The sequence below is a fragment of the Streptomyces sp. NPDC043680 genome (genome assembly GCF_056436685.1).
This window is the reverse complement of record NZ_JBWKCE010000001.1, coordinates 410,698-435,659: the sequence shown is the minus strand read 5'-3', so window position 1 is coordinate 435,659 and position 24,962 is coordinate 410,698. Positions and strand designations below refer to the sequence as shown.

The 24,962-nt window shown below is 72.6% G+C and carries 27 protein-coding genes and 3 pseudogenes; 17 read left to right on the top strand and 13 right to left on the bottom strand.

What is annotated here, in order from left to right; translation table 11 throughout:
- Window positions 1-92 precede the first annotated feature (92 nt).
- Both fdxA and dapC read left to right on the top strand, forming a co-directional pair.
- Window positions 93-419, top strand: a complete 327-nt coding sequence (gene fdxA / locus AC0666_RS01960; protein WP_030291119.1) for a ferredoxin — start codon at window positions 93-95, stop codon at window positions 417-419.
- A gap of 133 nt (window positions 420-552) precedes the next feature.
- Window positions 553-1,647 carry a succinyldiaminopimelate transaminase gene (gene dapC / locus AC0666_RS01955; RefSeq protein ID WP_478706992.1) on the top strand — a complete coding sequence of 365 codons (1,095 nt, stop codon included), beginning with the start codon at window positions 553-555 and terminating at the stop codon, window positions 1,645-1,647.
- Between the two features lie 79 nt (window positions 1,648-1,726).
- On the opposite strand, the gene AC0666_RS01950 is transcribed toward dapC, so the two are convergent.
- Complete coding sequence (locus tag AC0666_RS01950; protein ID WP_468582228.1) at window positions 1,727-2,122, bottom strand: ATP-binding protein; 396 nt, start codon at window positions 2,120-2,122, stop codon at window positions 1,727-1,729.
- A gap of 237 nt (window positions 2,123-2,359) precedes the next feature.
- Entirely contained in the window at window positions 2,360-3,319 is a 960-nt protein-coding gene (locus AC0666_RS01945; RefSeq protein ID WP_468963202.1) for a hypothetical protein, read from the bottom strand.
- An 86-nt stretch (window positions 3,320-3,405) separates the two neighbouring features.
- On the opposite strand from AC0666_RS01945, the gene dapE reads away from it, so the two are divergent.
- Together dapE and AC0666_RS01935 are read left to right on the top strand one after the other, a co-directional pair.
- Window positions 3,406-4,485 carry a succinyl-diaminopimelate desuccinylase gene (gene dapE / locus AC0666_RS01940; protein WP_468582224.1) on the top strand — a complete coding sequence of 360 codons (1,080 nt, stop codon included), beginning with the start codon at window positions 3,406-3,408 and terminating at the stop codon, window positions 4,483-4,485.
- Window positions 4,486-4,549: 64 nt separating this feature from the next.
- Window positions 4,550-5,311: pseudogene (locus AC0666_RS01935) on the top strand (LOG family protein); the annotation flags it as partial.
- 174 nt (window positions 5,312-5,485) lie between these two features.
- Here AC0666_RS01935 and folP read toward each other — a convergent pair.
- Window positions 5,486-6,346: a dihydropteroate synthase gene (gene folP / locus AC0666_RS01930; protein WP_468963203.1), complete on the bottom strand. Its 861-nt coding sequence runs from the start codon at window positions 6,344-6,346 to the stop codon at window positions 5,486-5,488.
- Between the two features lie 100 nt (window positions 6,347-6,446).
- Here folP and AC0666_RS01925 point away from each other — a divergent pair, with 100 nt between their 5' ends.
- Entirely contained in the window at window positions 6,447-6,848 is a 402-nt protein-coding gene (locus AC0666_RS01925) for a DivIVA domain-containing protein (protein ID WP_468582221.1), read from the top strand.
- A complete protein-coding gene (locus AC0666_RS01920; RefSeq protein WP_361721994.1) occupies window positions 6,845-7,420 on the top strand; it encodes a DNA-3-methyladenine glycosylase I in 576 nt (191 codons plus the stop codon). Before AC0666_RS01925 ends, AC0666_RS01920 begins: the two co-directional genes overlap by 4 nt.
- 31 nt (window positions 7,421-7,451) lie before the next feature.
- Here the strand turns inward: AC0666_RS01920 and chcB are convergent, their stop codons facing one another.
- Window positions 7,452-8,255: a 2-cyclohexenylcarbonyl CoA isomerase gene (gene chcB, locus AC0666_RS01915; RefSeq protein ID WP_468582220.1), complete on the bottom strand. Its 804-nt coding sequence runs from the start codon at window positions 8,253-8,255 to the stop codon at window positions 7,452-7,454.
- A 332-nt stretch (window positions 8,256-8,587) separates the two neighbouring features.
- Here chcB and AC0666_RS01910 point away from each other — a divergent pair, with 332 nt between their 5' ends.
- A complete protein-coding gene (locus AC0666_RS01910) occupies window positions 8,588-8,755 on the top strand; it encodes a DUF3117 domain-containing protein (RefSeq protein ID WP_009997451.1) in 168 nt (55 codons plus the stop codon).
- A 115-nt stretch (window positions 8,756-8,870) separates the two neighbouring features.
- Here the strand turns inward: AC0666_RS01910 and AC0666_RS01905 are convergent, their stop codons facing one another.
- On the bottom strand, window positions 8,871-9,533 hold the full coding sequence (locus AC0666_RS01905; RefSeq protein WP_468582218.1) for an O-methyltransferase: 663 nt from the start codon (window positions 9,531-9,533) through the stop codon (window positions 8,871-8,873).
- A gap of 213 nt (window positions 9,534-9,746) precedes the next feature.
- Here AC0666_RS01905 and sigE point away from each other — a divergent pair, with 213 nt between their 5' ends.
- The 5 genes and pseudogenes from sigE (at window position 9,747) to AC0666_RS01880 (ending at window position 13,943) form a co-directional block, all read left to right on the top strand.
- Complete coding sequence (sigE, locus tag AC0666_RS01900; protein ID WP_361721985.1) at window positions 9,747-10,526, top strand: RNA polymerase sigma factor SigE; 780 nt, start codon at window positions 9,747-9,749, stop codon at window positions 10,524-10,526.
- Window positions 10,523-10,978: pseudogene (locus tag AC0666_RS01895) on the top strand (zf-HC2 domain-containing protein); the annotation flags it as partial. The gene sigE and the pseudogene AC0666_RS01895, both read left to right, overlap by 4 nt.
- Before the next feature lie 220 nt (window positions 10,979-11,198).
- Complete coding sequence (locus tag AC0666_RS01890) at window positions 11,199-12,455, top strand: S1C family serine protease (protein ID WP_468963204.1); 1,257 nt, start codon at window positions 11,199-11,201, stop codon at window positions 12,453-12,455.
- Between the two features lie 130 nt (window positions 12,456-12,585).
- Entirely contained in the window at window positions 12,586-13,023 is a 438-nt protein-coding gene (locus tag AC0666_RS01885) for a sec-independent translocase (protein ID WP_468582215.1), read from the top strand.
- Between the two features lie 167 nt (window positions 13,024-13,190).
- Window positions 13,191-13,943 (top strand): hypothetical protein, encoded by a 753-nt coding sequence (locus AC0666_RS01880; protein WP_468963205.1) that lies wholly within the window; start codon window positions 13,191-13,193, stop codon window positions 13,941-13,943.
- Window positions 13,944-14,045: 102 nt separating this feature from the next.
- Here AC0666_RS01880 and AC0666_RS01875 read toward each other — a convergent pair whose 3' ends face one another.
- The 3 genes from AC0666_RS01875 to AC0666_RS01865 all read right to left on the bottom strand — a co-directional run bounded on the left by AC0666_RS01875 (window position 14,046) and on the right by AC0666_RS01865 (window position 17,223).
- Complete coding sequence (locus AC0666_RS01875; protein WP_468582212.1) at window positions 14,046-15,206, bottom strand: Mrp/NBP35 family ATP-binding protein; 1,161 nt, start codon at window positions 15,204-15,206, stop codon at window positions 14,046-14,048.
- A 42-nt stretch (window positions 15,207-15,248) separates the two neighbouring features.
- On the bottom strand, window positions 15,249-15,776 hold the full coding sequence (locus AC0666_RS01870; protein ID WP_361722069.1) for a DUF1003 domain-containing protein: 528 nt from the start codon (window positions 15,774-15,776) through the stop codon (window positions 15,249-15,251).
- Between the two features lie 175 nt (window positions 15,777-15,951).
- Window positions 15,952-17,223, bottom strand: a complete 1,272-nt coding sequence (locus AC0666_RS01865) for a magnesium transporter MgtE N-terminal domain-containing protein (RefSeq protein WP_361721976.1) — start codon at window positions 17,221-17,223, stop codon at window positions 15,952-15,954.
- A gap of 232 nt (window positions 17,224-17,455) precedes the next feature.
- Between AC0666_RS01865 and AC0666_RS01860 the strand changes: the two genes are divergently transcribed.
- Window positions 17,456-18,250, top strand: coding sequence for a hypothetical protein (locus AC0666_RS01860; RefSeq protein ID WP_468963207.1), 795 nt, complete (start codon window positions 17,456-17,458; stop codon window positions 18,248-18,250).
- A gap of 82 nt (window positions 18,251-18,332) precedes the next feature.
- Here the strand turns inward: AC0666_RS01860 and AC0666_RS01855 are convergent, their stop codons facing one another.
- Together AC0666_RS01855 and AC0666_RS01850 are read right to left on the bottom strand one after the other, a co-directional pair.
- Window positions 18,333-18,845, bottom strand: a complete 513-nt coding sequence (locus tag AC0666_RS01855; protein ID WP_468963208.1) for a hypothetical protein — start codon at window positions 18,843-18,845, stop codon at window positions 18,333-18,335.
- Window positions 18,846-18,876: 31 nt separating this feature from the next.
- The gene (locus AC0666_RS01850) at window positions 18,877-19,992 is read right to left on the bottom strand and encodes a magnesium and cobalt transport protein CorA (RefSeq protein WP_468582206.1); all 1,116 of its coding nucleotides are present in this window, start codon (window positions 19,990-19,992) and stop codon (window positions 18,877-18,879) included.
- A 403-nt stretch (window positions 19,993-20,395) separates the two neighbouring features.
- On the opposite strand from AC0666_RS01850, the gene AC0666_RS01845 reads away from it, so the two are divergent.
- The 4 genes from AC0666_RS01845 (at window position 20,396) to AC0666_RS01830 (ending at window position 23,320) form a co-directional block, all read left to right on the top strand.
- Window positions 20,396-20,980 carry a suppressor of fused domain protein gene (locus AC0666_RS01845; protein WP_478706918.1) on the top strand — a complete coding sequence of 195 codons (585 nt, stop codon included), beginning with the start codon at window positions 20,396-20,398 and terminating at the stop codon, window positions 20,978-20,980.
- Window positions 20,981-21,041: 61 nt separating this feature from the next.
- Window positions 21,042-21,683, top strand: coding sequence for a DUF6758 family protein (locus AC0666_RS01840; protein WP_468963209.1), 642 nt, complete (start codon window positions 21,042-21,044; stop codon window positions 21,681-21,683).
- Between the two features lie 112 nt (window positions 21,684-21,795).
- Window positions 21,796-22,662, top strand: a complete 867-nt coding sequence (locus tag AC0666_RS01835) for a PHP domain-containing protein (RefSeq protein WP_468582203.1) — start codon at window positions 21,796-21,798, stop codon at window positions 22,660-22,662.
- 52 nt (window positions 22,663-22,714) lie between these two features.
- Entirely contained in the window at window positions 22,715-23,320 is a 606-nt protein-coding gene (locus AC0666_RS01830; protein WP_468582201.1) for a MarC family protein, read from the top strand.
- Between the two features lie 78 nt (window positions 23,321-23,398).
- Here AC0666_RS01830 and AC0666_RS01825 read toward each other — a convergent pair whose 3' ends face one another.
- The 3 genes and pseudogenes from AC0666_RS01825 to AC0666_RS01815 all read right to left on the bottom strand — a co-directional run.
- Window positions 23,399-23,551, bottom strand: coding sequence for a hypothetical protein (locus AC0666_RS01825; protein WP_468963211.1), 153 nt, complete (start codon window positions 23,549-23,551; stop codon window positions 23,399-23,401).
- Window positions 23,552-23,638: 87 nt separating this feature from the next.
- Complete coding sequence (locus AC0666_RS01820) at window positions 23,639-24,493, bottom strand: alpha/beta fold hydrolase (RefSeq protein WP_468963212.1); 855 nt, start codon at window positions 24,491-24,493, stop codon at window positions 23,639-23,641.
- Between the two features lie 88 nt (window positions 24,494-24,581).
- Window positions 24,582-24,962 (bottom strand): annotated as a pseudogene (locus AC0666_RS01815) (DEAD/DEAH box helicase); the annotation flags it as partial.

The window sequence follows — 24,962 nt, the reverse complement described above, 5'->3', positions numbered from 1 at the left end:
ATCGTGCCCGGGAACGGAGATACTAGGCGTGGGCATCGACGACGCCGCGCTCCCGCGCGATATGGAAAGCCCTACCGAGGAGGAACGAGAGCGTGACCTACGTCATCGCGGAGCCTTGTGTCGACGTCAAGGACAAGGCATGCATCGAAGAGTGCCCCGTCGACTGCATCTACGAGGGCCAGCGGTCCTTGTACATCCACCCGGACGAATGCGTCGACTGTGGTGCGTGTGAGCCGGTCTGCCCGGTCGAGGCCATTTTCTACGAGGACGACACTCCGGAGGAGTGGAAGGACTACTACAAGGCGAACGTCGAGTTCTTCGACGAGCTCGGTTCGCCCGGCGGTGCTTCCAAGCTGGGCCTGATCGAGCGCGATCACCCCTTCATCGCCGCGCTGCCGCCCATGGGCGAGGGCCACTGACGGTCACCGCCCCTGGGCGTCCCCCCGGACCGAGTCCGGGGGAGGATGGTGTGCCTCGGTCCCGTACGGCCTTGTGCCGCGCGGGACCGAGCCGTTTCCGCAGTCCCCGTACGAGATGAGAGCAGAGAGCACCGTGGCCGCCGTATCCGCACGTCTTCCCGCCTTCCCCTGGGACAAGCTGCAGCCGTACAAGGCGACGGCGGCGGCCCACCCCGACGGCATCGTCGACCTGTCCGTCGGCACGCCCGTCGACCCGGTGCCGCAGCTGATCCAGGAGGCCCTGGTCGCGGCAGCCGACTCGCCGGGCTACCCCACGGTGTGGGGCACGGCCACCCTGCGCGACGCGATCACCGGCTGGCTGCGCGGCCGCCTCGGTGCGAGCGCCGCCGGGCACCGCAACGTCCTCCCGGTCGTCGGCTCGAAGGAACTGGTGGCCTGGCTGCCGACCCAGCTGGGCCTGGGCGCCGGCGACAAGGTCGCCTACCCGCGGCTCGCCTATCCCACGTACGAGGTCGGCGCGCGGCTGTGCGGCGCCGAGGCCGTCGTCTACGACGACCCGACGGAGCTGGACCCGGCCGGCGTGAAGCTGCTGTGGCTCAACTCCCCGTCCAACCCCACCGGGAAGGTCATCCCGAAGGAAGAGCTGGTCCGGATCGTCGCCTGGGCGCGCGAGCACGGCATCCTGCTCTTCAGCGACGAGTGCTACCTGGAGCTGGGCTGGGAGGCCGAGCCGGTCTCCGTCCTCCACGACGACGTGTGCGGCGGCTCCTACGAGGGCATCGTGGCCGTCCACTCCCTCTCCAAGCGCTCCAACCTGGCCGGCTACCGGGCCGCGTTCATCGCGGGCGACGCGGAGGTGCTCGGCGAGCTGCTGGAGATCCGCAAGCACGGCGGCATGATGACCCCGGCCCCCGTCCAGGCGGCCACGGTGGCGGCGCTCGGCGACGACGTGCACGTCGAGGAGCAGCGCGGGCGCTACGCCGCCCGGCGCGAGGCGCTGCGGGCGGCCCTGGAAGCCCACGGCTTCCGGATCGAGCACAGTGAGGCCAGCCTCTACCTGTGGGTCACCCGGGACGAGCCCTGCTGGGACACGGTGGCCCACCTCGCCGGCCTCGGCATCCTGGTCGCGCCGGGCGACTTCTACGGAGAGGCGGGCGCGCGGTTCGTACGGGTCGCCTTCACGGCGACCGACGAACGCGTCGAGGCGGCGGTCAAGCGCCTGTCCTGAGCGAGCGGTACGGACAACGCCCGAGGGGGCCGGGAGCAGGTGCTCCCGGCCCCCTCGGCCGTCGTGCGGGGCCGGCGGATCAGCCGCCGAGCACCGGCAGGCCGCCGGGCAGCGGCAGCCCCTGGGTGGGGACGGCACCGGTCACGGTGTCGGTCGCCACCGCGTCGGTCGGCAGCCCCTTCGCCGGCAGTCCGCCGAGCAGGGAGCCCGCGGTGTCGGCGACCTCGCCGGGGGCGCCCGGCAGGGTCTTGGCGGCGGTGTCCGTGGCCATCGCGGCGGCGGCCTCACCGGTGCCGACGGCCTCGCTCGCGGCACCCGTCGCCTGCGCGGTGTCCGGGCTGGTGAGGGCGCCCAGCTGCGGCACGGACTCCAGGCCCGCGGCGCTGGCCGCGCCGGCCGCACCGACCACGGGAGCTGCCCCGGCTGCGAGCAGCAGCGCGGTACGGGCGATCCGGCGGGTCAGGGGGAGGGACATGTTGCTCCTAAGCAATAGCGGCTGAGTACGCCGGTACAACCCCCCGGGGGCGGGGATGAGTTGCGGAGCCCGCGGGTAAAGGATCGGTAACGCATCGTTTAATCGGCTTCCGCGACAAGCCCATTGATGGCGCCTCGACCCGCTCCCACCTGGGGTTCCGTGCTTTGGGGAGCCCATCGGCCCGCTCGCCGGGCCACCCCCCGCACGGGGGACGCCTCGTACGGGTGCCCGGTCGGGTCAGCGGGCCACGAAGATCCGCACTTCGTCGCGCTCCGCGTTGTGCGGGTCCCCGTCGCCGGACTTCGCGCCGCGGCCGCCCTTCTGCTGCCACTGGCCCTTCGCCTCGCCGGCTATCCACCCCCGCCAGGCGTACGACACCCGGGCGATGTTCATCCCCCGCGCGTTGGCCACCGCCCAGCCGGCCATCGCCCGGCTGCCACGGGCGGCCGACTCGCCGCCGTCCCGCTTCTCCACCAGGGTGACCTCGGCCTCCTTGATCTCCCGGCCCGCGACCGCGGTCGCGGCGGGCTCCTTCGGCGCCGTGTGCAGCCCGTCCTTACCGAAGATCCGGTTCAGCTCCGCCCGCACCTTCTCCGGATTGCCGGGTCCGGTGGGCGCGGGGCCGCCGCAGGTCAGTTCGCCGTCGCCCGCGAGGGCGCCCGTCACCACGGCCGCGTCCGGCTCGTGCTTCGCGTACGCCTGGGGGAAGCCGCTGAGCTGCACCTGCTGCGCCGCCTCGGTCAGCGGGAGCCGCGCCCAGCCCTTCACCTCGACCAGCCGCTCGTAGAAGATCCCGGCCGAGTACACCGGGTCCATGATCTGCTGCGGGGTGCCCCAGCCCTGCGAGGGCCGCTGCTGGAACAGGCCGAGCGAATCCCGGTCGCCGTGGTCGAGGTTGCGCAGCGCCGACTCCTGCATGGCCGTCGCCAGTGCGATGGTCACGGCCCGGTCCGGCAGCCCCCTGGCCACCCCGACGGCCGCTATCGTCGCCGCGTTCGCCGCCTGCTCCGGGGACATGTCGTACGAGTCCCGGGGCCCCACCCGGGCCGTGCAGTGCGGAGCTCCGCCTCCGCCGACCGTCGAGTCGTACTGCACGGCGAAGTAGCCGATCAACGCGCACAGGACGAGCAGGCCGGCCGCCGTGCGCAGGGGCCGGCGGCGGCGGGGCCGGGGGCGGGGAAGATCGCTCTGGGACACGCCGCCCACCGTACTTGAGCCAGGTGACGCGTCCACCGTCCGGACGTGGGAGGTTCGTCGCAGCCCGGGGCGTTAGGGTCAGAGGCATGTCCGAATCCGAGCTGGACCTCACCCTGGACGCCGCCGAGCTGACCGCCCGGCTCGTCGACATTCCGTCCGTGAGCGGCGACGAGAAGGTCCTCGCCGACCTGGTGGAGCAGGCGCTGCGCGCCCTCCCGCACCTCACGGTGGACCGCTACGGCAACAACGTCGTGGCCCGTACGCACCTCGGCCGGGCCGAGCGCGTCGTCCTGGCCGGGCACCTCGACACCGTGCCGATCGCCGACAACGTCCCGTCCCGCCTCGACGAGAACGACGTCCTGTGGGGCTGCGGCACCACCGACATGAAGTCCGGCGTGGCCGTACAGCTGCGCATCGCCGCGACCGTACCCGAGCCGAACCGCGACCTCACCTTCGTCTTCTACGACCAGGAGGAGGTCGCCTCCGACCTCAACGGCCTCGGCAAGGTCGCCGCCGCCCACCCCGACTGGCTCACCGGCGACTTCGCGGTCCTGCTGGAGCCGTCGAACGGCGAGGTCGAGGGCGGCTGCCAGGGCACCCTGCGCGTCCTGCTCCGCACGGCCGGCGAGCGCGCCCACTCCGCCCGCAGCTGGATGGGCTCCAACGCCATCCACGCGGCGAGCCCGATCCTGGCCAGGCTGGCGGAGTACGAGCCGCGCAAGCCCGTCATCGACGGCCTGGAGTACCACGAGGGCCTCAACGCGGTCCGCATCGAGGGCGGCGTCGCCAACAACGTCATCCCCGACGCGTGCACGGTGACCGTGAACTTCCGCTACGCCCCCGACCGCTCCGAGGCCGAGGCCATCGCGCACGTCCGGGAGGTCTTCGCGGACTGCGGTGTCGCCGAGTTCGTCGTCGACGACTCCTCCGGCGGCGCCCTTCCGGGGCTCTCCCACCCGGCGGCGGCGGCCTTCATGGAGTCGGTCGGCGGCCGGGCCATGCCCAAGTTCGGCTGGACCGACGTCTCCCGCTTCAGCGCACTCGGCGTTCCGGCGGTCAACTACGGCCCGGGCGACGCCCTGCTGGCGCACAAGGTGGACGAGCGGGTGGAGACCAAGGCCATCCTGCACTGCGAGGAACGACTCCGCGCCTGGCTGACCTCCTGAATTCCGCTCCCGGTCACCTTCGTGCGCCTACCCTGATCCAACGATCAGCAGGAGGGAGCACATCATGGGCAACCACCGCAATTCCGACGGGTTCGCTCGTCGCCGGCCCGAGGAGCAGCAGCTCGGGCCGGTGCTGCGCAGGCGGGGCCAGGTGCAGGCGGGCAGTACGACGGACCAGCGGCTGCTGGACTCGGCCGGGCCCTCCGAGTGGGTGCACACCGATCCCTGGCGGGTCCTGCGCATCCAGTCGGAGTTCATCGAGGGCTTCGGCACGCTGGCGGAGCTGCCGCCGGCGATCAGTGTGTTCGGCTCGGCCCGCACCGCCGCGGGCACGCCGGAGTACGAGGCCGGCGAGCGGATCGGCAGCGCTCTCGTCGAGGCCGGCTTCGCGGTGATCACGGGCGGCGGCCCGGGCGCGATGGAAGCCGCCAACAAGGGGGCCCGCGAGGCGAACGGGATCTCGGTCGGACTCGGGATCGAGCTGCCCTTCGAGCAGGGGCTCAACCCGCACGTGGACCTCGGGCTGAACTTCCGGTACTTCTTCGTACGCAAGACGATGTTCGTGAAGTACAGCCAGGGCTTCGTGGTCCTGCCGGGCGGACTCGGCACGCTGGACGAGCTGTTCGAGGCCCTGACGCTGGTCCAGACCCGGAAGATCACCCGCTTCCCGATCGTGCTGTTCGGCACGGAGTACTGGGGCGGGCTGGTCGACTGGCTGAGGAACACGGTGATCGCCCAGGGCAAGGCGTCCGAGTACGACCTGATGCTCTTCCACGTCACGGACGACGTGGAGGAGGCGGTGACGCTGGTCAGCAAGGAGGTCGGCGAGGGCACGGGCGAACGCGTCGCCCTGGCCGCCACCGAGGAGGCGGCCCGGGAGGCCGGCGACTAGCTCTTGACGCCCTCTCGCACGGTTCGGCGCCGGGGCGCCTCCCCGGCGCCGAGCGGCTGCGCCCGCCTCCGCCCGCCGGGGCGGCCCGGCAGAGCCCCCCCCGGCGGGTCAGGCCAGGCCCCGGCGGGCGACCGCAGGGGGCCGGTGGCCCTGGATGGACGCCACCATGTCCAGGACCTGCTTCGTCTCGGCCACCTCGTGGACCCGGTAGACCTGGGCGCCGAGCCAGGCGGAGACGGCCGTCGTGGCCAGGGTGCCCAGCAGGCGTTCCTTCACGGGCCGGTCCAGGGTCTCGCCCACGAAGTCCTTGTTGGACAGGGACACCAGCACCGGCCAGCCCGTCTCCGCCATCTCCGCCAGGCGGCGGGTCGCCTCCAGGGAGTGGCGGGTGTTCTTCCCGAAGTCGTGCCCCGGGTCGATCATGATCGAGTCCCGGGGGACCCCCAGCGCCGCCGCCCGCTCGGCCAGCCCGACGGTGACCCGCAGGATGTCCGCCATCACGTCCTCGTACGCGGTCCGGTGCGGGCGGGTGCGCGGCTCGACCCCGCCGGCGTGCGTGCAGACCAGCCCGGCTCCGTGGCGGGCGGCCACCTCCGCCAGCTTCGGGTCCACACCGCCCCACGCGTCGTTGAGGAGGTCGGCCCCGGCCTCGCAGACCGCCTCGCCGACCTCGTGCCGCCAGGTGTCCACGCTGATCACCACGTCGGGGTGGCGGCGCCGTACCTCGGCCACGAAGCCCACGGTGCGCCGGGCCTCCTCGGCCGCGTCGACGTGCTCGCCCGGGCCGGCCTTGACCCCGCCGATGTCGATGATCGCGGCGCCTTCGGCCACGGCCTGCTCGACCCGCTCCAGGGCGGGCTCGTCGCGGAACGTCGCGCCCTGGTCGTAGAAGGAGTCCGGCGTCCGGTTCACGATGGCCATGATCACCGGCTCGTGGGTGTCGAACTCGCGCCTGCCCAGTCGCAGCATTCCGTTCTTTCCTCCTCCGGCGGCCCTCGCGCCTCGCCTGCGACCTTAACCTGGTGACCGGAGTGGGTCCCCCAGGTCCCCGGCAGCTTCTCAGGGAGAGTTGATCGTGTTCTGGTTCTTGCTGATCGCGCTGGTCGTGGTCGTCGCCGCGGTCACCCTCGCCGTGGTCGGCGGTGGTTCCGAGGCCGTCCTGCCGGAGGCGGAGCCGGACCGGGTGGCCGACGGGCTGCCGGAGAACCGTCCCGTCGTACGGGCCGACATCGACGCCCTGCGGCTGCCGGTGGCGCCGCGCGGCTACCGCATGGCCGAAGTGGACGAGGTGCTGGAGCGCCTCGCGGCCGAGCTCGCCGAGCGGGACGCGCGGATCGCGGAGCTCACGGCGGCAGCGGCGGCGCCTTCCCCGGCGGGGCGTGCGGCGGCGGGGCATGCGGCTGCGGCTGCGCCCGCGAGGGAGGTCCGGGAGTCCGAGGTCGACCTGCACAAGGCCGGGGGTGACCGGTGACCGCCCTCGCCGGTCCGGACGGGGGCCTGCGCTGCCCGTGGGCGCTCGCCACCGCGGACTACATCGCGTACCACGACACGGAGTGGGGCCGTCCGCTGCGCGGGGACGACGCCCTGTACGAGCGGCTCTGCCTGGAGGCCTTCCAGTCGGGCCTGTCCTGGCTGACGATCCTTCGGCGGCGGGAGGGTTTCCGCAAGGCCTTCGCGGACTTCGAGATCGCGGCAGTCGCCCGCTTTGACGAGACGGACGTGGAGCGGCTGCTCGCCGACGAGGGGATCATCCGCAACCGGGCCAAGATCGAGGCGACGCTCGCCAACGCGAAGGTGCTCGCCGCGTGGGAGCCGGGCGAACTGGACACCCTGATCTGGTCGCACGCCCCCGAACCGGGGCGCCCGGCACCGCAGTCGATCGCCGAGGTCCCGGCCGTCACGCCCGAGTCGACGGCGCTGTCCAAGGCCCTCAAGAAGGCCGGCATCCGGTTCGTCGGCCCGACCACGGCCTACGCCCTGATGCAGGCCTGCGGCCTGGTCAACGACCACCTCGCCGCCTGCACCGCCCGTACCCCCGCCTGAGCGGCGGGGGCCGGGGGCAGCGGCGCCGGGGTCAGCGGCCCAGGTACTTCGGGGCCTGCTTCGAGAGGAAGGCCTCGACGGCGATCGCGTGGTCCTCGGAGGCACCCGCACGGGCCTGGAGCGTGTCCTCGTGGGCCAGCGCCTCCGCCAGGGAGCGGGAGGCCCCGTAGGCGAGGGACTCCTTCAGCGCGGCGTAGGCGACCGTCGGGCCGGCCGCGAGGGTGCGAGCCACCGCCTCCGCCTCCGCGTGCAGCGCGTCCGAGGGGACGAGCCGGTTCACGATGCCCAGCTCGTACGCCTCCTGCGCCTTCACCGAGCGGGGGAACAGCAGCAGGTCGGAGGCGCGGGAGGCGCCGATCAGGCGGGGCAGGGTCCAGGAGACCCCCGAGTCGGCGGTCAGCGCCACCCCCGCGAACGAGGTGTTGAAGGAGGCGGTGTCGGCGACGACGCGGAAGTCCGCCGCCAGCGCGAAGCCGAAGCCCGCCCCGGCCGCGACCCCGTTCACCCCGGCCACGACCGGCTTCGGCATCTCGGTGAGCGCCCGCACGATGGGGTTGTAGTGGTCGGCGACCGTGTTCATGGTCAGCGTGGACCCGTTCGCGCGGTCCGCCGCCAGGTTCTCGACGTGCTCCTTGAGGTCCTGGCCGACGCAGAAGGCGCGGTTTCCGGCCGCCGTGAGCAGAACGGCCCGTACGGCCGGGTCCGCGGCCGCGGCCTGGACCGCGTCGCGCAGCGCGACCTTCGCCTCGGTGTTCATGGCGTTCATGGCGTCGGGACGGTTGATCGTGATGGTGGCGAGTCCGTCGGTCACTTCGTAGAGCACGCTGTCGGCCATGGCGGGGGTCCCCCTTCGTCGCGGGCTTGGCTACCGGCCGGTACCGGCCGGTCCAAGGGTCAGCATGGCGGACCGCGCGGGGCCGGGGCATGTGATGTGCGTCAAACGGAGCGCGGGGCGGACGCGGGGTGCGGCGGCGAAGTATCGCAGGCACATCCCCGAAATGAGTGGTTTTGGCCGAGCGCGTTGCCCAAGCGTTCCCCGCCGATGTTGGTCATCGGGTCCTGACATGCGGGATAATGGCCAAGAAGCAATGTGTTCGATGCCGGGTTCCAGGCGCCTGAATGGGGCCGTCGGCTGACGATGAGCTGGTTTCAGGAAGGGGAACGAGCATGGCGGCCATGAAGCCGCGGACGGGCGACGGCCCGCTCGAGGTCACCAAGGAGGGGCGGGGCATCGTCATGCGCGTACCGCTCGAGGGCGGCGGTCGGCTTGTCGTCGAGCTGACCCCGGACGAGGCGGAAGCCCTGGGTGACGCCCTGAAGAAGGTTGTCGGCTAACCGTCGGCACTGCGGTCACCATCCGCATTCTCCGTATTCCCTGCGCTGCCCCGACCCGCTCACCGCGGTCGGGGCAGCGTTGTGTTCCGGGCCCCTGGAGCCCGGCGCCCTCGGCTCAGCGCCGGACCGCGCACAGCAGCCCGTCGCCGACCGGCAGCAGCGCCGCCTCCAGCGCCGGGCTCTCCCGTACGCTGCGCAGCAGCTCCCGTACGCGCAGGACCTCCGCCTGCTGGGCCGTGGAGTCGACGGTGCGCCCGTCGGAGAAGACCCCTTCGAAGCAGACCAGCCCGCCGGGGCGCAGCAGCCGCAACGCCTCGGCGAGGTAGTCGAGGGACTCGGTGGGGTCCCCGTCGCAGAAGACGAGGTCGTAGCCGCCGTCCGCGAGGCGGGGCAGTACGTCGAGGGCGCGGCCGGGGATGAAGCGGGCCCGGTTGCCTGCGAAGCCCGCCGCGCGGAAGGCCTGGCGGGCGAAGGCCTGCCGGTCGGGTTCGGGATCGACCGTGGTCAGCACGCCGTCGGGGCGCATGCCGTGCAGGAGGTGGATGCCGGAGACGCCGGTGCCGGTGCCGATTTCGGCGACCGCCTTGGCGTCGGCGGTGGCGGCGAGCAGGCGCAGCGCGGCCCCGGTGCCGGGGGAGACGGAGCGCAGGCCCGCTTCCCTGGCCCGGTCGCGGGCCCACCGCAGAGCGTCGTCCTCGGCGACAAACGCGTCGGCGAACGCCCAGCTCGTCTGCCGGTTGCCGGTAATGACCCTCTCCTGTCCCCATAGTTGGCGCAACGGTGACTGTATCCGCTGACGTCGGGAACCCGCAGATGGGACCGGGCGTTGAAGGAGGCAGCGAGGAAAAGACAGTGATGCAGAAGGGACACGGGGACGGGGCCCGGGCGGGATGGATGGGACGGCACCGGGCAGATCGGCGGCCCGGAGGACCGAAGGACCGTGCAAAGTTACTGCAAAAATACTTATCCGGAGCTGACGGGAGGGGTGGCTATGGTAGGGACTCCACTGGACACCACCAGAGCCGATAGGGGAGGTGCGGCTGCGCCTGTGGATCGTGGAGGTGTATTCCGACGCCTCTTCTGGTCGGCGGGTGAGCCGAAATCCGTGACCGACATTGCTGACCGCTTCCACACCGCTGCCACCGCAACCACCGCGACCTTTGCCGCCGATGCGGGCACCCAGGCGTGGACCCCTCCCTCATGGGAGGAGATCGTCAGCACGCACAGTGCGCGGGTATACCGCCTCGCCTACCGTCTGACGGGCAACCAGCATGATGCCGAGGACCTGACCCAGGAGGTCTTCGTCCGCGTCTTCCGCTCGCTGTCCACCTATACGCCGGGCACCTTCGAGGGCTGGCTCCACCGGATCACCACCAACCTCTTCCTGGACATGGTCCGCCGCAAGCAGCGGATCCGCTTCGACGCGCTCGCCGACGACGCCGCCGAGCGGCTGCCGAGCCGCGAGCCGTCCCCGCAGCAGGTGCTCCACGACACCCACTTCGACGCCGATGTGCAGCAGGCACTCGACACGCTTGCGCCCGAGTTCCGCGCCGCCGTGGTGCTGTGCGACATCGAAGGCCTCTCGTACGAGGAGATCGCCGCGACGCTCGGGGTCAAGCTGGGCACCGTGCGCAGCCGCATCCACCGCGGCCGCTCGCACCTGCGCAAGGCACTCAAGCACCGGTCTCCCGGCGCCCGCGCCCAGCAGCGTGCGCTGGCGGGGGCGGCGGTGGGCACGCCCGGTGCCGGGGGAGAGGGCGGAGCCGAGTGAGCGGAGTCAGTCCGTCCCCTGCCGAACAGCACCTGGGCGACCGTCTCGCCGCCCTGGTGGACGGGGAGTTGAGCCATGACGCGCGGGAGCGGGTGCTGGCGCACCTGGCCACCTGTGCGAAGTGCAAGGCCGAGGCCGACGCGCAGCGCCGGGTGAAGTCGATGTTCGTGGAAAGTGCCCCGCCGCCCCTGTCGGCGGGTCTGCTGGCGCGCCTGCAGGGGTTGCCGGAGGACGGCCCTGACGGGCCGTCGGGACCGTTCGGGTATGTGGCGCCGACCGCGCCGCAGCAGGGCTTCCGCATCCACGAGGTGGGGCGGCCGAGGCGGCGCTTCGCCTTCGTCGCGGCCGGGGCGGTGTCGCTGGCCGCGTTCGCGCTGGGCGGCTCCCTGCCGGCGGACGGGGTGGTGGACCCGCGGATGCACGGCGAGGCCCCCGCGACGCGGCCGGGACCCGCGGTCCCGGTGTCCGATGCCGTGGCCCGCGACCGCGTCCCCGCGCCGGGCTTCACCGCCCGACCCCTGGTGCATCCCTGGCTGTCCCCCTCGCCCCAGCCGGTGTCCCTGAGGCCCTGAGCCGGGCCCTGCGCGGGCTTCGAACCCGCCGGTGATCCGCCGGACACCCCCTGGGGGTGGTTGAATCGGCCGCGGAGATACAGGTACGCGGGGAGCGCCCATGGCCGACAGTCAGCAGTCCGAACCGGCTCCGTCCTGGTGGAGCCGGCCCGACGGGTCCGCGGGCGCGCCCCCCGCCGGCTACGACCCCTGGGCCGCCGGCCCGCTCCACACGGTGGACGGCGGCAGGTCGGCGCCGGTGCCCGCCCGCGGCCTCGTGCTGCGCCAGGCCGTCGCCCTCGGCCTCGGCACCGCCCTCCTCGCAGGCGGCATCGGCGGCTACGTCGGCGTACTCGCCGAGCGCCGGGCCGGCGCCCGCCTGGAGCTCCCGCAGGCGGCCGCGGAGGCCAAGGACCGCGCCCCCGACAGCGTGGCCGGCATCGCCGCCACCGCGCTCCCCGGGGTGGTGACCCTGCACGTCCGCGGCAGCGCCGGCGGTGGCGGCACCGGCACCGGGTTCGTGCTCGACGCGCAGGGGCACATCCTGACCAACAACCACGTCGTCGCAGGGGCCAAGGACATAACGGTCACCTTCAGCACGGGCGACAGCGTCACCGCCGAACTCATCGGCCGCGACACCGGCTACGACCTGGCCGTGGTCAAGGTCGACGGCGTACGGGGCCTGAGGCCGCTGGCCCTCGGGAACTCCGAGAACGTCAAGGTCGGCGACCCGGTGGTGGCCATCGGCGCGCCCTTCGACCTCTCCAACACCGTCACCGCCGGGATCATCAGCGCCACGGGCCGGCCCATCACCGCGGGCGGCGACAAGGGCGACGGCAGCGACATCAGCTACGTCGACGCCCTGCAGACCGACGCGCCGATCAACCCCGGCAACTCCGGCGGCCCCCTCCTCGACGCCAAGGCCCACGTGATCGGCATCAACAGCGCCATCCGCGGCGCCGACGCGGGCGGCAACGGCGGCGACAGCGCGAAGCAGAGCGGCAGCATCGGCCTCGGCTTCGCCATCCCCGTCAACCAGGGCAAGCGGGTCGCCGAAGAGCTCATCCGCACCGGCCGCGCCACCCACCCCGTCATCGGGGTCACCCTCGACATGGAGTACTCGGGTGACGGGGCCCGCGTCGCCGCCCGGGGCGAGGGCGGCAAACCGGCCGTCACCCCCGACGGGCCGGGGGACCGGGCCGGACTCATGGGCGGCGACGTGATCACCAAGGTCGACGGCACGCGTGTCCACGGCGGCGACGAGCTCATCGTCAAGATCCGCGCCCACCGCCCTGGTGACCCGCTGAAACTGACCGTGCTCCGCGAAGGCCGGGAGCGCACCCTGGACATGGTCCTCGGTTCGGCCGACGGATCATGACGAGCCGGGGGCGCCGGGACGAAGTCCGGGGGAGAAACCCCGGCGGATGCGGCACCGAGGTAGGGGCCGTCGGACAACGCCGGGTACCGTGGGTGCGGGCCCGCAGTGAAGACAGCCGAGGAGCGGCAAGGTGTTCAACGACATAGGCGCACTCGAACTGGTCACGATCGTGGTGCTCGCCATTCTCGTCTTCGGTCCGGACAAGCTGCCGAAGGTGATCCAGGACGTGTCCGGGTTCATCCGGAAGATCCGCGCGTTCTCGGACAGTGCCAAGCAGGACATCCGCTCCGAACTCGGCCCGGAGTTCAAGGACTTCGAGTTCGAGGACCTGAACCCGAAGACGTTCATCCGCAAGCAGCTGACGGAGAACGAGGACCTCAGGGAGATCCGCAGCAGCTTCGACCTCCGCAAGGAGCTGAACGAGGTCACCGACGCCGTCAACAGCCGGGAGACCGCCCCCGCCTCCGGGGCCTCCGCCGTGGCCGCCGCCACCGGCCCGGACCTGCTGAAGAAGCCCGCGGCCCCGGCCGTCGACCAGCGCGCCCCCTTCGACGCCGACGCCACCTGAGGCGCGGCCTGCCAGGCGATCCCGGGTCGGATGGCTATCCTCCATGAGTCCGGACCCGGGACGCCCGAGGGTTTGGGGGTCCCCCAGCGGAGTGAGGGGGAGGGTCCCCCCAGCGAAGCGAGGGGGGAGGGCCGGCTCCGGACCCCACGCAACGAGAGGCCGCCCAGATGGAGACGACGAGCAGCAGCCGGGTAGCGACCCAGCCCGCCGACGCACCCGCGCCCGCCGCCGAGCCCGCCGCGCCTGCCGCATCCGCCGCGCCGGCTCCTGCATCCCCGCAGGCGCCGCCCGAGGCCGCCCCGGAGGCGACCACGCCCGTCCCGGCGGCCCGCCGGACGGCCCAGGGGTACCTGCGTGCCGAGTTCCCCTGGTACGGGCTGGACGGGGCCTTCACCGGCCCCCGCTGGCTCATGCAGGTCGGCACCGGAGCCGACGGCACCGTCGAGCACGGATCCACCGGGCACGGCGACGAGCCCTCCGTACGCGGGGAGCTCGCGACGGGCGAGAAGGAGCGCTTCGCGGTGGTCGTCACGGTCGCGAGCAATCCGCTGCGCCGCAGCAGCGACGGCACCGGCACCCTGGAGGCCACCTCGGTGTCCTCGGCGGCCTGGCTGGCCGGCTCCGGGCTGCTGGCCTACAGCTGGCCCGGCCAGATGGACCACACCCTGCGCAACGCCTGGCTGGAGCAGCAGACCGAGGCGGCCTGGGAGCTCGCCGACGACCTCGACGGGCCGGACTGGTCGACGCTGTCGCTGCCGGTCGACGGCGAGCCGACCCCCTTCCACTACCGCGAGTCCGAGTTCGGCTGGGTACTGGCCGGCTCCACGCGGGGCGGCGTGCACCTGGGTGCGTACGGGCGGGGGATGAGCGCGTACGGGCTCGGCTTCTCGGTGATCGGTGACCTGAGCGCCTACGAGTAGGCGGCGCGCGGGACGTACGGGGCGAACGGCAAAGGGCACCGCCGACCAGCGGTGCCCTTCACACGGCTCACACGGCGCGGCCCGGGTCCGGGCCGCCGCCCCTCAGAACTTGTTGCGCGGGGTGATGCCCAGCGACATGCCCGCGAGCCCGCGTGCGCGGCCGCCGAGCTTGCCCGCGATGGTGCGCAGCGCCGCGCCCGCCGGAGAGTCCGGGTCGGACAGGACGACGGGCTTGCCCTCGTCGCCGCCCTCGCGCAGCCGGACGTCGATCGGGATGGAGCCCAGCACCGGGACCGTCGCGCCGACCGTCTTGGTGAGGCCGTCGGCGACCTTCTGGCCGCCGCCCGTGCCGAACACGTCGACCATCTCGTCGCAGTGCGGGCAGGGCAGCCCGGACATGTTCTCGACCACGCCGACGATCTTCTGGTGGGTCTGCACGGCGATCGAGCCGGCCCGCTCCGCGACCTCGGCCGCGGCCTGCTGCGGGGTGGTCACGACCAGGATCTCCGCGTTCGGCACCAGCTGGGCCACGGAGATCGCGATGTCACCCGTACCGGGCGGCAGGTCGAGCAGCAGCACGTCCAGGTCGCCCCAGAACACGTCCGCCAGGAACTGCTGCAGGGCGCGGTGCAGCATCGGCCCGCGCCACACCACCGGGGCGTTGCCCGGGGTGAACATGCCGATGGAGATGACCTTCACGCCGTTCGCCGACGGCGGCATGATCATGTTCTCGACCTGGGTGGGGCGGCCGTCCACGCCCAGCATGCGCGGCACGCTGTGGCCGTAGATGTCCGCGTCCACGACGCCGACCTTCAGGCCGTCCGCCGCCATTGCCGCGGCGAGGTTGACGGTGACCGAGGACTTGCCGACGCCGCCCTTGCCCGAGGCGACCGCGTAGACGCGGGTCAGCGAGCCCGGCTTGGCGAACGGGACCTCGCGCTCGGCGGTGCCGCCGCGCAGCGAGGCCGCCAGCTCCTTGCGCTGCTCGTCACTCATCACGTCCAGCGTGACGGCCACCGAGGTGACGCCCGCGACCTTCTCCACGGCCTCGCTGACGTTCTTCGTGATGGTCTCGCGCATGGGACAGCCCGACACCGTCAGGTAGACCGTGACGGCGACGGCGCCGCCGTCGCCGATCTCCACCGATTTGACCATGCCGAGCTCGGTGATCGGCCGGTGGATCTCAGGGTCGTTCACCGTCGCCAGCGCGTCCAGGATCGCGTCCTGCTCGGGCACGGCGGCGGAGCTTGTGTCGGTAGCCATGCCCCGATGGTACGGCTCGGTAGCCTGCCTCAGGAAAGGCCGCTAGCGGTCGCCTTCGTCACTCTCCGCCGGGAACAGCCGCCGCTCGTCCATCTCCTTGATCAGGTCCTGGAACTCCGAGCGGATCCAGTCGCGGGTCGCGACCTCGCCCAGACCCATGCGCAGCGCCGCGATCTCGCGGGTCAGGTACTCGGTGTCCGCGATCGAACGCTCGTTCTGCTTGCGGTCCTGCTCCAGGTTGACCCGGTCCCGGTCGTCCTGCCGGTTCTGCGCCAGCAGGATCAGCGGAGCGGCGTAGGAGGCCTGCAGCGACAGCATCAGCGTCAGGAAGATGAACGGGTACTGGTCGAAGCGCAGGTGCTCCGGCGCGAAGACGTTCCACAGCACCCACACGACGACGACCAGCGTCATCCAGACGATGAACCGGCCCGTGCCGAGGAAGCGCGCCACCCGCTCCGACAGCCGCCCGAAGGCCTCGGGGTCGTACTCGGGCAGCAGCGAGCGGCGCTTGGCCCGCGGCAGGTCCAGGCGGACCCGCGAGCGCGTCAGCGCACTCGACCCGGTGGCCAGCCCCGCCTTGGCCCGTTCGGCCCGCTCGGCGGCGCGGTCCGCCCGCTCCGCCCGCTCGGTCCGCTCGGCCGCCTCCGCCACACCGTGCTCGCGGGCGTGCTCGCGCCGCTCCCGCCGCTCGCGCAGCTGCTCCCGGCGCCGCTCGCGGTCCCGCGCCTGGTCCCCGCGCCCCCGCTCACCGGCCACGGACGACCTCCTCGGAGTGGAAGTCCTTCTCGCGCCAGTCCTCCGGCAGCAGGTGGTCCAGTACGTCGTCCACCGTCACCGCGCCCAGCAGCGAGCCGCTCTCGTCGACCACCGGCACCGCGACCATGTTGTACGCGGCGAGGTAGCTGGTCACCACCGGCAGCGAGGCGTCCGGCGTCAGCGGCGGCAGGCCCGTGTCGACGATCGAGCTGACCAGGGTGAACGGCGGGTCGCGCAGCAGCCGCTGGAAGTGCACCGTGCCCAGGTACTTGCCGGTCGGCGTCTCGTCCGGCGGCCGGCACACGTACACCTGCGCCGCCAGCGCGGGCGACAGGTCCGCCTGCCGTACGCGGGCCAGCGCGTCCGCCACCGTCGCGTCCGGCCGCAGCACGATCGGCTCGGTCGTCATCAGGCCGCCCGCGGTGTTCTCCTCGTACGACAGCAGGCGGCGCACGTCCGCCGCGTCATCGGGCTGCATCAGCGTCAGCAGCCGCTCCTGGTCGTGTTCCGGCAGCTCCGAGAGCAGGTCGGCCGCGTCGTCCGGGTCCATCGCCTCCAGGACGTCGGCGGCGCGCTCCTCCTTGAGCTTGCCGAGGATCTCCACCTGTTCGTCCTCGGGAAGCTCTTCCATGACGTCCGCGAGCCGGTCGTCGTCGAGGGCGCTGGCCACCTCGGCGCGCCGCTTCGGCGTCAGGTGGTGCAGGACGCTCGCCACGTCGGCCGGGCGCATCTGCTCGAAGGTCGCCACCAGGTTCTCGGCGCCCTGGCCCTCCTCCTCCAGCGAGAAGCCGGTGACCGCCGACCACTCCACGGTCAGCGTCTCCCCGCGCCGGCGCAGGGCGCCGCCCTTGCCCTTGCGGACGAAGATCCGGTCGATCTCCCAGTCGCGGCGGGCCGGCAGCTGCTGGATGGCCACGTCCAGGACGGTGACCTCCTCGCCGGTCGAGACCAGTTTCACCCGGCGGTCCAGCAGCTCACCGAGGATCAGCCGCTCGGTGGGACGCTGTTCGAACCGCCGCATGTTGACGACACCGGTCGTGATGACCTGCCCGGACTCCACCCCGGTGACCCGGGTCATGGGCAGGAAGATCCGCCGTCGGCTGACCACCTCGACCACCAGGCCCAGCAGCCGCGGAGGCCGCCCGCCGACGCGCAGCATCGCCACCAGGTCGCGGACGCGGCCCACCTGGTCGCCGTTGGGGTCGAAGACGGGCACACCCGACAGATGGGAGACGAAGATCCGTGGGGCGCCACCGGCCATGCGAGCGCCTCCTCAAGCGTCGATCAACAGTCCTTGCGCCCCTCAGGCTAGCCCGTGCCCGCAGCGGACGCCCTGGCAGGCGGGTCCGCCCGGGCTGCCCGGCCGACCACCCCCCGGGTGCGCGCGTACGGGCGGGTACGCTGCCTGCTGCCCGGCAACGCTCCACCACGCTCCCACCCCGCTCGACCAGGACCCACCCGGCTCGACCGCGCACGACGAGAGGCACCTGCCCGTGACCGCCTACTTCCCCGCCGCACGGCTGCGCCGGGCGGCCTTCGTCGGTGTCCTGTGCGCGGGCCTGGCCGTCACCGGCACGGGCTGCGGGGCGGATCCCGACGAGGGCACGAACGGCGTCGGCAAGCTCTCCGCCGACCAGATCGAGGACAAGGCGAAGGCCGCGGCAGGATCCGCCGACTCCGTCCACCTGTCCGGCATGCTCGTCAGCAGCGGCAAGTCCTTCACGCTCGACATGCGGCTCGGCAAGGACGGCGGCTCCGGCGAGGTCAAGTCGCAGGAGGACACCTTCCAGCTGCTGCGCGTGGGCGACCAGCTGTACCTGAAGGCCAGCGCGGCGTTCTGGGGGAAGTCGGACTCGGCGGGCAAGCTCGGCGACAAGTACGTGAAGGTCCCCCAGAGCGACCCCACCTACAAGCAGTTCCGCGGGTTCACCGACATGCACGTCCTGCTGGACGGGCTGCTCGGGCTCGACGGCAAGCTCGCCAAGGGCGACTACACCAAGGTCGGACCGACCCGCGCGGTCCAGGTCACCGCGGACCAGGGCAAGGGCGGCAAACTCTCGGTCTCCCTGCAGGGGACCCCGTACCCGCTGCGCATGGAGCGAGCCGGAGGCGCGGGGCGGGTGGACCTGACCGACTGGGGCAAGGCGTTCCCGCTGGACCCGCCCGCGCAGGACCAGACGGTCGACTACGGGTCGCAGCTGCCGACGACCAAGGAGCAGGGCGGCGACTCCGCGCCGAGTCCGAGCCCCGGCAAGGGTTCCGGGCAGGGCGCGAACCCCACCACGTAGGAGGAGCGGGACGGGCGGGGAAGCGGGAGGAGCAGCCCGGCCGGCGGGGAAGCGGCAGGAGCAGCCGGAGGAGCGGCCCCGGCTAGCGGGCCGCCTTCTTCCGCTTGAGCAGCAGCTTCGGCAGCCCGGCCGGGACCGGCCTGCGGGTGATCGCGGGCGAAGCCGGTGGGGCGGCGGCCAGCGAGCCGCTCGGCAGGTCGGTGCTCGCCGCCACCGGCTCCAGCCGCAGCAGCCGGCACTCGCGCGCCCAGCGGTCGGTCATCTCCTCCGAGTCGGGCGCGTTCAGCCGCTTGCCCTTGAGCTCGGCCACCGCCGCCTCCCACGCCTCGCCACGGGGTGCGAGCTCCCGTACGGCCGCGGTCCAGGCCACCAGCCGGCCGCCCTTGTCCTTGCTGCGCACCGTCACCTCGGCGGAGCCCGCGTCGACGAGCCCCGGCAGCGGCTGCTCCCCGGGTCCGTCGCCCAGCACGTGGGCCGCGCCGTCCACCCAGGCGTGCCACAGGGCGCGGTCGGCCCCGGAGCCGCGGACCCAGATCAGGCCGGACTTCTTGGTGGCCTCCTCGACGAGGGCCAGGTCGAGCGTGCTGAGAGTCATGCGCACAGACTAGGCGGTGCCGTGCGGGGCCCTACAGCCAGCCGTGGCGGCGCAGGGCCCGGTGGATGGCGAAGCAGCTGCCGGCGATCGCGGCCATCACCATCGGATAGCCGTAGCGCCAGTGGAGCTCCGGCATGTGGTCGAAGTTCATGCCGTACACCCCGCAGATCATCGTCGGTACGGCGATGATCGCCGCCCAGGAGGTGATCTTGCGCATGTCCTCGTTCTGGGCGACCGTGGCCTGCGCGAGGTTCGCCTGGAGGATCGAGTTCAGCAGCTCGTCGAAGCCGACGACCTGCTCGTGCACCCGCGCCAGGTGGTCGGCGACGTCGCGGAAGTACTTCTGGATGTCCGGGTCGACCAGCCGCATCGGGCGCTCGCTCAGCAGCTCCATCGGCCGCAGCAGCGGGGCGACCGCCCGCTTGAACTCCAGCACCTCCCGCTTGAGCTGGTAGATGCGGCCCGCGTCGCCGCCGCGCGCACTGCCCTTGGCGGGCGCGGCGAAGACCGCGCTCTCCACCTCGTCGATGTCGTCCTGTACAGCTGCCGCGACCGCGATGTACCCGTCGACGACGTGGTCGGCGATCGAGTGCAGGACCGACGAGGGGCCCTTCGCCAGCAGATCGGGGTCGTCCTCCAGGCGGTGGCGCAGGCCCTTGAGGGAGCCCTGGCCGCCGTGCCGGACCGTGATGACGAAGTCGGGGCCGGTGAAGCACATCACCTCGCCGGTCTCCACGACCTCGCTGGTGGCGGTCAGTTCGGCGTGCTCGACGTAGTGGATCGTCTTGAAGACGGTGAAGAGGGTGTCGTCGTAGCGCTCCAGCTTCGGCCGCTGGTGGGCGTGGACCGCGTCCTCCACCGCGAGCGGGTGCAGGCCGAACGTGGCGGCGATCCCCGCGAATTCGGCCTCGGTCGGCTCGTGCAGCCCGATCCAGGCGAACCCGCCGTCCTCGCGGACCCTCCGCATCGCCTCACGCGGCGTCAGACACGCCGACCCGAGCGCGCGCCGGCCGTCGCGGTACACGGCGCAGTCGACGACCGCGCTGGTCGCCGACGGATCGCGGGTGGTGTCGTAGCCGGGCTGGGCGGGCGTGGACCGGCGCAGCGCGGGACGGACGGCGGCGCGCAGGTAGGGCAGCATCGACATGACAGGCTCCTTCGCACGCACGGCTGCGAACCGTACGGGTGGGAGGCCCTCCGTCTCGGACCGGCGGGCAGGGCCGGGCGTCAGGACGGAAGGAACAGGACGGGAGGACAAAGGTCTGCCGTCGCTCTTCGACCGATCAGAAGGCGACCACGGGGGATCGCCGGGTGATCAAACGGGGCGGTGCATGCCCCTGCGCAGAGTGGAAGAGCGGTTGGTACTGCACGATCGACTTCGATCCATTGCAGCCCCACCTCCTCCGGCCGGTCCCCCGTGAGGGACGTCCTGTCTCCGGAGCCTTGAAACGCAGTTCTCCGCGCGGCCCCGATCAGCGATCAACACTATCAGCCGACGGATGGTCAAGACCCGCCCTTTACCCGCCTGATACGAGTTCTATGCTCGCTCCATGGCAGAAATTCTGGCTCTCGTCGAGGCCCGGCTGCGCAGTGCGCTCGGCGAACCCGACGCCCGCGCCTCCGTCACCTTCCTTGGGACCGACCGCATCGAGGTGCTCCGCTTCGCCGAGGGCGACCTCGTGCGGTACGCGACCCTGGGCATGTCCGCCCACCCGATGACCGACCCGACCGCCGTCGTCGCCGACCCGTTGCGCGGACCGCGCGCCGAGCTGGTGCTGACCGTGCGGGCGGGTCTCGCACCCACCGACAAACTCCTGCGGCCGCTCGCGGTGCTGGCCGCGTCGCCGCAGGTCGAAGGGCTGGTGGTGGCCCCGGGGGCGTCACTGGACGTGGGCGGCCCGCTGTGGGACGGCGCGCCCTTCACCTCCGTGCTCGTCGCGGAGCCGGGCGGGCTCGTGGAGGACCTGGAACTGGACGAGCCCATGGACCCGGTCCAGTTCCTCCCCCTGCTGCCCATGACGGCGAACGAGGCCGCCTGGAAGCGGGTCCACGGCGCCGCCGCCCTCCAGGAACGCTGGCTCGCGCACGGCACGGATCTGCGGGACCCTCTCCGTACCGCGGTGACGCTGGACTGACACATCCGGACGGGTGATCGCGCCTTGACGGCGCGCCGGGCGGGGAGGAGCGTGGCATCTTATGAGGGGCGAACCGAGTTGCCCGAAATGCGGTGGCCGGGTCAGGGCGCCCGGCCTCTTCTCCGACTCCTGGCAGTGCGCGGTACACGGCGCGGTGTATCCCCTGCAACCCGTGATCCCGCCCAGCGTCGAGGGCCTGGGCGTGGTGGTGAACCGGGCCCAGGTGCCGGTGTGGATGCCGTGGCCGCTGCCGCTGGGATGGCTGTTCACCGGAGTGGCGGCCGCCGGGGACGACCGCAGCGGGGGGCGCGGGACGGCGGTGGCCTGCTCGGGCCCCGGGCCGCTGGGCGGCATGGGTGAACTGCTGCTCATCGCGGAGGAGCTGGGCGTCGGCCTGGGTGCGCGGTACGCGGGGATCGACGGGCCGGACCCGGGGGCGTACATCGACGTGTCGTCCCCGCCCCACGCCAAGGTGGTCGCCGGGGGCCGGCCGACGCCGCTGTGGCACCTGAACGGCGTCCCGGAGGACCGGGCGGTCTTCGCGGGCGAGGCGCGCGGGCTGTGGCTGTGGGCAGTGGTGTGGCCCGAGCAGTCGGGGCTGCTGATGTACGACGAACTGGTGCTGGCTGATCTGCGGGACGCGGGGGCGGAGCTCGAACTGCTGCCGTGCGGAGCGCTCAGCCCGCGGGTCCTGGGGCCGTAGCCCCGGCCGGTGTCCGGCCTGGCCCACCTCCCCCGCGTGCCCGGTACATCCGGTCCTGGCGGACGGTATCCTGAGGTGTCCCCCCGTCACCGCTAACCCTGGAGCCACGGCCGTGCGCATCGACCTGCACGCCCACTCCACCGCGTCCGACGGGACCGACAGCCCCGCCGAGCTGGTCCGCAATGCGGCCGCCGCCGGGCTCGACGTGGTGGCGCTGACCGACCACGACACCGTCAGGGGATACCCCGAGGCCATCGCCGCCGTACCGGCCGGTCTCACCCTCGTGCCCGGGATCGAGCTGTCCTGTCGGCTCGACGGCATCGGCGTGCACATGCTGGCGTACCTCTTCGACGCCGAGGAACCCGAGTTCGCCCGTGAGCGGGAGCTCGTCCGCGACGACCGCACCCCCCGCGCCCAGGCCATGATCGGCAAGCTGCGGGCCCTCGGCGTCGACGTCACCTGGGAGCAGGTGGCCCGCATCGCCGGCGGCGGCTCCGTCGGCCGACCGCACATCGCCACCGCCCTCGTCGAGCTGGGCGTCGTACCCACCGTGTCCGACGCGTTCACCGCGGACTGGCTCGCCGACGGCGGCCGCGCGTACGCGGAGAAGCACGAGCTCGACCCCTTCGACGCCATCCGCCTGGTCAAGGCGGCCGGCGGCGTCACCGTGTTCGCGCACCCCGGCGCCGCCAAGCGCGGCCACTGCGTGCCCGAGTCCGCGATAGCCGAGCTCGCCGCCGCGGGCCTCGACGGCATCGAGGTGGACCACATGGACCACGACGCCGACACGCGCGCCCGGCTGAGCGCCCTGGCCGCCGAGCTGGGTCTGCTGACGACCGGTTCCAGCGACTACCACGGCAGCCGCAAGACCTGCCGCCTCGGGGAGTACACGACCGACCCCGAGATCTTCGGCGAGATCACGCGCCGCGCGACGGGGGCCTTCCCCGTTCCCGGCGCCGGTGGAGACGCCCGCGCCTAGGCGCCCTCAGTCTCTTCCCTGGAAACACCCCTCTCTCCTGCAAGGCATCACTGTGTTCGACTTCGCCGTCTTCGGATCCCTTTTTCTCACGCTTTTTGTGATTATGGACCCGCCGGGCATCACGCCGATCTTCCTCGCCCTGACCTCCGGCCGCCCCGCCAAGGTGCAGCGCCGCATGGCCTGGCAGGCCGTCTGTGTGGCGTTCGGCGTCATCGCCGTCTTCGGTGTCTGCGGCCAGCAGATCCTGGACTACCTGCACGTCTCCGTACCCGCGCTGATGATCGCCGGTGGTCTGCTGCTCCTGCTCATCGCACTCGACCTGCTCACCGGCAAGACCGACGAGCCGAAGCAGACCAAGGACGTGAACGTCGCGCTCGTCCCGCTCGGCATGCCGCTGCTGGCCGGGCCCGGCGCGATCGTCTCCGTCATCCTCGCCGTGCAGAAGGCCGACGGCTTCAGCGGCCAGCTGTCGGTGTGGACCGCCATCGCCGCCATGCACGTGGTCCTGTGGCTCACCATGCGCTACTCGCTCGTGATCATCCGGGTCATCAAGGACGGCGGCGTCGTCCTCGTGACCCGGCTCGCCGGCATGATGCTCTCCGCCATTGCCGTGCAGCAGATCATCAACGGCGTGCTGCAGGTCGTGCACGGGGCCTGACCGGCACTCGGGCAGGCAAACGCCCCCCTGACCGGCTCTCGGTCAGGGGGGCGTCGACGTCGTCGGTGGTGTGGAGTGTCAGGAGGACGCACTCTCGGCCGGTCGGATCAGAATGCGCTGGCCGATCGACGCGGCCTGCTGCACGATCCGGTTGACGGAGGCCACGTCCACGACGGTGCTGTCCACGGCGGATCCGTCGACATCGTCCAGGCGCAGAATCTCGAAGCGCACGGGCTTCTCCCTTCGTCAGTGTTCTCCTTGCACTGTTCCAACGAAGTGTAAGAGGCAAACATTCCCTACGCTAAGGAAATTTTTTCACTAGCTAACGACCGACTGCCAGAACGCGGCCAGTGCACCCGCCGTGACCAGCGGGTTCTCCGCGTTGGGCGAGTGTTCGGTACCCGGCACCACCACGCGCTCAGCGCCGAGCCGATCTGTCATGTCGTCCATCAGCGGCACCGGCCACGCGTAGTCGACCTCCCCCGACACGACGAGCTTGGGCAGCTCCACCCGGCTCAACTCCTCGACCCGGTCCGGTTCGGAGACCAGGATGCGGCCCGTGGCCATCAGCTGCTCCGGGACGGTGGCCAGCCAGCGCTCGCGCAGGAAGCGCGCCAGCTCGGGGGAGTCCGGGACCGCGTCCTGCGGATCGTGCGCACGCATCGCCGTCCAGATGCCGGCCATGTCCCCGTGCATCGCCTCCAGGGCCGCGACCAGCAGCTTCGTGCGGGCCTGCTGCTCCTCGGAGATCGCCGCGGGACCGCTGCTCATCAGGGTGAGCGAGGCGAAGGGCGACGGGTCGCGCAGGACGGCGGCGCGGGCGATCAGTCCGCCCAGGGAGTGGCCGACCAGGTGGACGGAGCCCCCGTCGAGGGCCTCGGCCTGCGCGAGCACGTCCAGCGCCAGCTCCTCCAGGGCGTACGCCGCCTCTTCGCGGGGGCCGGGGCTCTCGTGCTGGCCCCGGCCGTCGACGGCGACGACCCGGTAACCGGCAGCCGCCAGCGGTTCCAGCAGGCCGATGAAGTCCTCCTTGCTGCCCGTGAAGCCCGGCACCAGCAGGGCGGTCCCCCGGGTCGGCGCTCCGGCCTCGTGCACGGCGAAAGCGCCCCGTGCGGTGGCGAGGCGGTACGCGCGGGCGTCGGACGGCAGCGTGAGGCGGGGCGGCTTGCTCATGGCCCGAGGTTACCGGCCCGTAGGAGTACGGCAACGGCCCCGGCCCCCCACGACAGGGGACCGGGGCCGTCGGTACGGCGGAGCGGGCCTAGGCCTCGGCGACCTTGCGGGTCCGGGTGCGCTTCGGCTTCGCGGGAGCCTCCGCGGCCTCGGCGGCCGGAGCGGCCTCCGCGACCTTGCGGGGGCGGGGGGTGCGGCGGGCCTTGACCGGCTCGGAGGGCGGCGCGATCTGGAAGTCCGGCTCGGGGGCGGTCTCGGCGACCGCTACCTTGCGCGTACGGGTGCGCTTCGGCCTGACCGGGGCCTCCTCGGCCGCGGCCACCGGGGCGGCCTCGGCGGCCGGAGCGGCCTCGGCGACCTTGCGGGGGCGGGTGGTGCGGCGGGCCTTGACCGGCTCGGAGGGCGGCGCGATCTGGAAGTCCGGCTCGGGGGCGGTCTCGGCGACCGCTACCTTGCGCGTACGGGTGCG

Coding starts and splice junctions, on each gene's coding strand:
- AC0666_RS01950 (WP_468582228.1), bottom strand. CDS start 2,122: ATGTCCCTCCCCCTGACCCGCCGGATCGCCCGTACCGCGCTGCTGCTC.
- dapE (WP_468582224.1), top strand. CDS start 3,406: ATGTCCGAATCCGAGCTGGACCTCACCCTGGACGCCGCCGAGCTGACC.
- folP (WP_468963203.1), bottom strand. CDS start 6,346: ATGCTGCGACTGGGCAGGCGCGAGTTCGACACCCACGAGCCGGTGATC.
- chcB (WP_468582220.1), bottom strand. CDS start 8,255: ATGGCCGACAGCGTGCTCTACGAAGTGACCGACGGACTCGCCACCATC.
- AC0666_RS01910 (WP_009997451.1), top strand. CDS start 8,588: ATGGCGGCCATGAAGCCGCGGACGGGCGACGGCCCGCTCGAGGTCACC.
- sigE (WP_361721985.1), top strand. CDS start 9,747: ATGGTAGGGACTCCACTGGACACCACCAGAGCCGATAGGGGAGGTGCG.
- AC0666_RS01890 (WP_468963204.1), top strand. CDS start 11,199: ATGGCCGACAGTCAGCAGTCCGAACCGGCTCCGTCCTGGTGGAGCCGG.
- AC0666_RS01880 (WP_468963205.1), top strand. CDS start 13,191: ATGGAGACGACGAGCAGCAGCCGGGTAGCGACCCAGCCCGCCGACGCA.
- AC0666_RS01875 (WP_468582212.1), bottom strand. CDS start 15,206: ATGGCTACCGACACAAGCTCCGCCGCCGTGCCCGAGCAGGACGCGATC.
- AC0666_RS01865 (WP_361721976.1), bottom strand. CDS start 17,223: ATGGCCGGTGGCGCCCCACGGATCTTCGTCTCCCATCTGTCGGGTGTG.
- AC0666_RS01855 (WP_468963208.1), bottom strand. CDS start 18,845: ATGACTCTCAGCACGCTCGACCTGGCCCTCGTCGAGGAGGCCACCAAG.
- AC0666_RS01850 (WP_468582206.1), bottom strand. CDS start 19,992: ATGTCGATGCTGCCCTACCTGCGCGCCGCCGTCCGTCCCGCGCTGCGC.
- AC0666_RS01845 (WP_478706918.1), top strand. CDS start 20,396: ATGGCAGAAATTCTGGCTCTCGTCGAGGCCCGGCTGCGCAGTGCGCTC.
- AC0666_RS01840 (WP_468963209.1), top strand. CDS start 21,042: ATGAGGGGCGAACCGAGTTGCCCGAAATGCGGTGGCCGGGTCAGGGCG.
- AC0666_RS01820 (WP_468963212.1), bottom strand. CDS start 24,493: ATGAGCAAGCCGCCCCGCCTCACGCTGCCGTCCGACGCCCGCGCGTAC.